This is a genomic window from Actinomyces sp. MRS3W (assembly GCF_032465695.1).
GTDB lineage: Bacteria > Actinomycetota > Actinomycetes > Actinomycetales > Actinomycetaceae > Actinomyces.
In genome coordinates, this window is the sequence record NZ_JAWDJJ010000078.1 from 1 (window position 1) to 5,523 (window position 5,523).

Annotated in this window: 7 protein-coding genes; 3 read left to right on the forward strand and 4 right to left on the reverse strand. The window is 68.2% G+C overall.

Translation table 11 applies throughout. The annotated features are described in order from the left end of the window. Positions 1-12 precede the first annotated feature (12 nt). From RWX45_RS02170 to RWX45_RS02180, 3 genes are read right to left on the reverse strand one after another with little or no spacing between them, the layout of a single operon-like run. The gene (locus RWX45_RS02170; RefSeq protein ID WP_316022148.1) at positions 13-1,320 is read right to left on the reverse strand and encodes a hemolysin family protein; all 1,308 of its coding nucleotides are present in this window, start codon (positions 1,318-1,320) and stop codon (positions 13-15) included. Further along, positions 1,317-1,775: an rRNA maturation RNase YbeY gene (gene ybeY, locus RWX45_RS02175; RefSeq protein WP_316022149.1), complete on the reverse strand. Its 459-nt coding sequence runs from the start codon at positions 1,773-1,775 to the stop codon at positions 1,317-1,319. Before ybeY ends, RWX45_RS02170 begins: the two co-directional genes overlap by 4 nt. After that, positions 1,772-2,911 carry a PhoH family protein gene (locus tag RWX45_RS02180; protein ID WP_316022150.1) on the reverse strand — a complete coding sequence of 380 codons (1,140 nt, stop codon included), beginning with the start codon at positions 2,909-2,911 and terminating at the stop codon, positions 1,772-1,774. Before RWX45_RS02180 ends, ybeY begins: the two co-directional genes overlap by 4 nt. A 217-nt stretch (positions 2,912-3,128) precedes the next feature. Here RWX45_RS02180 and RWX45_RS02185 point away from each other — a divergent pair, with 217 nt between their 5' ends. After that, complete coding sequence (locus RWX45_RS02185) at positions 3,129-3,653, forward strand: ATP-binding protein (RefSeq protein ID WP_410050662.1); 525 nt, start codon at positions 3,129-3,131, stop codon at positions 3,651-3,653. 30 nt (positions 3,654-3,683) lie between these two features. On the opposite strand, the gene RWX45_RS02190 is transcribed toward RWX45_RS02185, so the two are convergent. Next, on the reverse strand, positions 3,684-4,631 hold the full coding sequence (locus tag RWX45_RS02190; RefSeq protein ID WP_316022154.1) for an EamA family transporter: 948 nt from the start codon (positions 4,629-4,631) through the stop codon (positions 3,684-3,686). A 337-nt stretch (positions 4,632-4,968) separates the two neighbouring features. Between RWX45_RS02190 and RWX45_RS02195 the strand changes: the two genes are divergently transcribed. Both RWX45_RS02195 and RWX45_RS02200 read left to right on the forward strand, forming a co-directional pair. Next, on the forward strand, positions 4,969-5,205 hold the full coding sequence (locus tag RWX45_RS02195; protein ID WP_316022151.1) for a hypothetical protein: 237 nt from the start codon (positions 4,969-4,971) through the stop codon (positions 5,203-5,205). Between the two features lie 5 nt (positions 5,206-5,210). Continuing rightward, on the forward strand, positions 5,211-5,474 hold the full coding sequence (locus RWX45_RS02200; protein WP_316022152.1) for a hypothetical protein: 264 nt from the start codon (positions 5,211-5,213) through the stop codon (positions 5,472-5,474). Positions 5,475-5,523: the final 49 nt, after the last annotated feature.

Consider the following 5,523-nt stretch of genomic DNA (forward strand, 5'->3'; position numbering starts at 1 on the left):
GTGGGGGGCTGCTCAGTCGTCATGGGGCTCCTCCTCATGGTGGTGGGGCGTGAGCGGGCCGGCCTGGCTGCGGGATGCGAGGAGTGTGGCAACCTGACGGCGTCTGCCGGTGGCCTCCTCGGCGAGCAGGTGAATACCCTGCACGTCACCGCTCGCCCCGGGCAGGGGGACCCTGCCGATGGCCTTGGTGAGTAGGCCGCCAGCGGTGTCGACGTCGTCGTCGTCGATCTCCAGGTCGAATAACTCGCCGAGTGCGTCCAGCCCCATGCGGACCGGGACGCGGAAGGTGCCGTCCCCGAGGTCCTCGGCCGTGGGTTCGGCGTGGTCGTGCTCGTCGGTGAGCTCGCCCACCACTTCCTCCAGCAGGTCCTCCATGGTGACCAGCCCGGCGATCCCGCCGTACTCGTCCACGGCCAGCGCAATGTGGAAGTGACCCAGCTGCATCTCCCGCAGCAGGTCGTCGGCCACCTTGGTCTCGGGCACGTACACGGCGTCGCGCACGAAGGAGACCACCGGCCGTTCCCCGTGCTCGGGGTGGTCGGCCAGGCGGCGCAACACGTCCTTGAGGTAGAGGATGCCGCGCACGTCGTCGGCGTCCTCCCCGACGACGGGAACGCGCGAGTAGCCGGAGCGGACGAACAGGCGCATGCCGGCACTGGCGGGCTTGTGCTCCTCGATGGTGACCATGTCGGTGCGGGGCACCATGACCTCGCGCACGAGGGTCTGGCCGAGCTCGACCACGGAGCGCATCATTTCGCGGTCCTCGTCCTCAATGGTGTCCGAATCGCCGATCTCGTCGATCATTTCGCGCAGATCCTCGGTGACCTCCGCGCGTACCTCCGCGTCGGTGAGGGTGGAGGCCCGCCCGTAGCGTGACTCCAGCCAGCGCCAGGGGGCACCCAGGGCGTTGAGCTTGTCGAGGATGCCGGCCAGGGCGAGCAGGGTTCCGCCGGGGTTGCGGCGCCCCGCCGAGCGCGGGGAGACGCCGACCAGCAGGCCGAGCAGCACCAGGTTGAGGGCGAGGGAGACGAGCAGGACCTGCCACCACCGGGGGAACAGTCCGGCCACGCCCACGGTGAGCAGGATGGCGGCGAGCATCTCCACCCCGGCGCGCAGGCCGGTGACGGTGCCGAGTACCTGTTCGCGTTTGGCGGTGAGGGCGACCACGCGCTCGGCGCCGCGGCGCCCGGCCTCCACCAGGTCCTCGGCGGCGGCGCGGGTCATGCGGGTCAGTGCCCCCTCCGCCGCGGACAGCACCATCCCGAAGCCGAGCACGATCACCGCCGCTACAAGCAGCAGGGGTGTGGGCGCGGCGGTCACTTGCCCCGCTCCGCCAGGAAGGTGAGCAGCAGCTTGCGCTGCAGGTCGAACATCTCCTGCTTCTCCTCCGGCTCGGCGTGGTCATAGCCGAGCAGGTGCAGGATTCCGTGGACGGTGAGCAACAACATCTCCTCGACGGCGCTGTGGCCGGCCTCCAGCGCCTGCGCAGCGGCGACCTGCGGGCACAGCACGACGTCTCCGAGGGTGCCGGGGGGCGTTTCGCTCTCGGCGGTGCCGGGGCGCAGCTCGTCCATGGGGAAGCTCATGACGTCGGTGGGGCCCTCCAGGCCCAGCCAGCGCACGTGCAGCTCGGCCATGGGCTCGGGGTCGATGAACAGGATGTTGAGCTCGGCCATGGGGCTGACGTGCATGGCGGCAAGCACATAGTCGGCCAGGGCAGCGAACTCCGAGCCGTCGATGGGCGTGGTGGTCTCGTTGATGACCTCGGTAGTCATGGGCGGTTCCTGTCTCGGAATTCGGAGGGGGTGCGACGGCGGGGGTTGCCCCGGCCGGGTCCGCGCTCGGCGCCGGTGGCGGAGCGGTCGGCGTCGTAACGCGAGTATGCATCCACGATGAGGCCGACGAGCCGGTGCCGCACCACGTCGGCACTGGTCAGCTCGCAGAAGCTGATGTCCTCAATCCCGTCCAGGATGCGGCGCACGACCTGCAGCCCGGAGGGGCGCCCGCCGGGCAGGTCGACCTGGGAGACATCCCCGGTGATCACCATCTTGGAGCCGAAGCCGAGGCGGGTGAGGAACATCTTCATCTGCTCGGGACTGGTGTTCTGGGCCTCGTCGAGAATGATGAAGGCGTCGTTGAGAGTGCGGCCGCGCATATAGGCCAGCGGGGCGACCTCGATGGTGCCAGCGGCGATGAGCTGAGGCAGTGCCTCCGGCTCGAGCATGTCGTGCAGGGCGTCGTACAGGGGCCGCAGGTAGGGGTCGATCTTGTCGGTGAGGGTGCCCGGCAGAAAGCCGAGGTTCTCCCCCGCCTCCACGGCCGGGCGGGTAAGGATGATGCGGGAGATCTGCTTGCGCACCAGGGCGTCGACGGCCTTGGCCATGGCCAGGTAGGTCTTGCCGGTGCCGGCCGGGCCGATACCGAAGGTGATGGTGGAGTTCTCGATGGCGTCGGTGTAGGCCTTCTGCCCCAGCGATTTGGGGCGGATGGAGCGCCCGCGGGTGGTGAGCACGTCGTCGGTGAGGACCTCGGCGGGGCGGGCGGCGGTGTCCAGCAGGCCGATGGCGCGCTCGACGGCGTCGGCGGTCAGGGGGGTGCCGGCACGGGCCACGTCGATGAGCTCGGACAGCAGCACGACGACGACGTCGACCCGGGCGGCCGCTCCGGTGACGGTAACGGTGGTGCCGCGCACATGGACGGAGACGTCGGGGAAGCCGCGCTCGACGGCGCGCAGCACCTCGTCGCGGGCGCCGAGCAGGGCGACGGGGGCCAGGTCCTCGGGCAGGGCCAGGGTGCGGGTGACGTCGGCCGCCCCGGTGGTGGCGGCCGACGTTGAGTCGTTGGTGTTAGCGGCGTGTGCGGAAGAGGTCATCGCCGGCGAGCCGGCAGCTGCGATGGGCGGAGTCGTCATCGTCTTCGATCCTAGCCGCCCGCGCAACCCACTCGCCCACCCCTTTCACCGAAACCGGCACAAGTAACGTGCCCAAACCGGCACTAATGACGTACCGAAACCGGTCGAAGTGGCAGGGCTACCGACTTCACCCACAACCGGTGTCCCCACTACATCACCTCCTTGATCCGATGCGTTTCCTCCCATCCGCATCGGCTTCTACGACAACCGCATCCAGGTGGACGGCCCAGGACTGCCGCCGCCCGGCATGACCATCGACACCATGCGGCGTGTCTCCCGGCTGCGCAACCCGGCGCTCGCCCGTATCTTCAGGGAAGCCGGGATCCTGAAGCAGTGGGACACCGGCGTGCAGCGCGTCTTCGAACAGGTTGCCGAAGCGGGCCTGGCAGAGCCCGTCGTCGAAGAGGTTCAGGGCCGAGTCCGGGTCACGATCTACATGCCCAGTCACGATCCAGCGGTGAGCAAGTCAAGACACCAAGTGAAAGCGCGAAGTACATCTGCCGGGGCGCCGAGCACGAACGTCTATTCCGTGGCGACGACGCCGACATGCCCCGGATCAGTCGTTAGCGTCACCGGCATGATCGCCGATCAGGTAGCACGGGACCACCAGCCGATGCCGAGGTCGGGACGCAACGCGGACGCCAACACGCCGCCCCGTCACCACGGAGGGCAGGCTCCAGGTCGAGGTCCCAAGAACTTAGCTCGCCCTCAGCAGTTTCCGCCGGTTTCGGCATGTTATTAGTGCCGGTTTCGGTGAGGGGGTGGGGCGGCATCACACGACGGCTACGAGCACCGTCCCGGCCGTGAGGAGTACCAGTCCCGCCACGGCGCGGCAGCCCGGCCTCTCCCCCTGGACCAGCGCGGAGAAGGCGACGGTGACGAGCACGCTGAGCTTGTCGATGGGAACGACGGCGCTGGCGGGCCCGCCCTGAAGCGCCGCGAAGTAGCACAGCCAGGAGGCGCAGGTCGCCACCGCGGAGGCGAGGATCCACCCCAGTTCTCCGGGCACGATACCCAGAGGCCCTCCCGGGGCCCGCAGATTCTCGCCGCCCCCACCCGCGGCAGTCCGCGTGGCGCGCGCACGCACAGCCACCATGCCCCACGCCATGACCAGGATGACACCGGTGCGCACCGCCGTCCCCAAATCCGAGGGCACGTCCGTGATGCCGATCTTGCCCAGAATCGCCGTCAGCGCAGCGAAAAAAGCCGAGCCGAGCGCGTAGACGAGCCATGCGCCCGAGCCGGGGCGACCGTCCTCCGAAGCCCCTTGAGACTTCCCGGGACGGACCAGGGCGCGCACGTCGTCGGCGTCGAGCATGAGCACCGTACCCACCGCGATCCCCAGCAGCCCGAGCCACCCCACCGGCGTGGGCCGCTCCCCCAGCACGAGGACGGCCAGGAGCACGGTCAGCACCGTGCTGGTCTTGTCGACGGGGACAACCTTGCTCACCTGGCCAAGTTGCAGCGCCCTGAAGAAGCACAGCCAGGAGGCGCCGGTGGCCAGTCCCGAGAGGATGAGAAAAACGATGCTGCGCGCGGAGACGTGACCCAGTTCGTGAACCGAACCGCTGAGCCAGGCGACGGCCCAGGCACCAATCAGAATGACGGGCGTACGCAGGGCCGTGGCCAGCGTGGAATCGGTGGTGCGCACACCCTGCTTGGCCAGCACGGAGGTCAGCCCGGCGAACAGGGCCGAGCCGCAGGCCAGCGCGATCCACATCATGCTCGCGTCGTCCGTCGTGCCTCAGCCCCACAGGCCGGCGCACGCAGTAGCCCGTCGGGTTGGGATGGCCGGCCAAGCAGCGGCGCAGTCACGTTGGCTGACATGGTTCCTCCTGGGATCGACGGCGGGCGACGCGAACAGTGACTCTCGTGCGAACTGAACTCGCGTCCCAGGTATAGCTCACCGCCGCCTGCTCACACGCCTAAATTCATGTCAGTGGGGTATGCAACCGTATACACATGACGCTCCCACACATCGTCACAACAACGAAACGGCAGTGTACGTCCCCAAGTACAGCCTTGACCACCCACCTACGTCAACGTAAGGTTGACAAATGAGGGTTGCCCGATCAGCTCTCAAGCACGGCCTGTCGGTCGACGACGTCGTCCACGCCTGGGAAAACGCGTTGCGCCTGGTCGAGTATGAGTATGACGGGGAGGAACGGCTGCTTGTGATTGGACCAGCAAAGGATTCCAGTCTGCTCGAGCTCGTAGCGGTTCCTTCCACCGCACCAACCCGCATCATCCATGCGGACCGTCTACGACCGAAGTTCTACGACTTTCTGAGGTGATTGCCATGAGCCAGCAAACGACTACGACGGCGGGCCTGCCAGATACCGGCCTGGACGCTCTCGACCCGGCGATCGCCCAATCGCGCGACGCAACGCACTTTAGGCGCATTATCGCCGCGAAAAAGCAAGTGCTCGACGCCGAGCAGAACCTGAGTCGCGCCGTCGCTGACGCTCGTGCCGCCGGAGAATCCTGGACGGTCATAGGCGCCGCCCTCGGCGTCACAAAGCAAGCTGCGCACAAGCGCTTCGGTCACTCAGCCTCTCGCTAACGCCCGCCTCAGCCCCACAGGCCGGCGCCCTGGGCCCACACGTCATGCG

Excerpts from the sequence above, each read along its gene's own strand:
- ybeY (WP_316022149.1), bottom strand. The coding sequence starts at position 1,775 with ATGACTACCGAGGTCATCAACGAGACCACCACGCCCATCGACGGCTCG.
- RWX45_RS02180 (WP_316022150.1), bottom strand. The coding sequence starts at position 2,911 with ATGACGACTCCGCCCATCGCAGCTGCCGGCTCGCCGGCGATGACCTCT.
- RWX45_RS02190 (WP_316022154.1), bottom strand. The coding sequence starts at position 4,631 with ATGTGGATCGCGCTGGCCTGCGGCTCGGCCCTGTTCGCCGGGCTGACC.
- RWX45_RS02195 (WP_316022151.1), top strand. The coding sequence starts at position 4,969 with ATGAGGGTTGCCCGATCAGCTCTCAAGCACGGCCTGTCGGTCGACGAC.
- RWX45_RS02200 (WP_316022152.1), top strand. The coding sequence starts at position 5,211 with ATGAGCCAGCAAACGACTACGACGGCGGGCCTGCCAGATACCGGCCTG.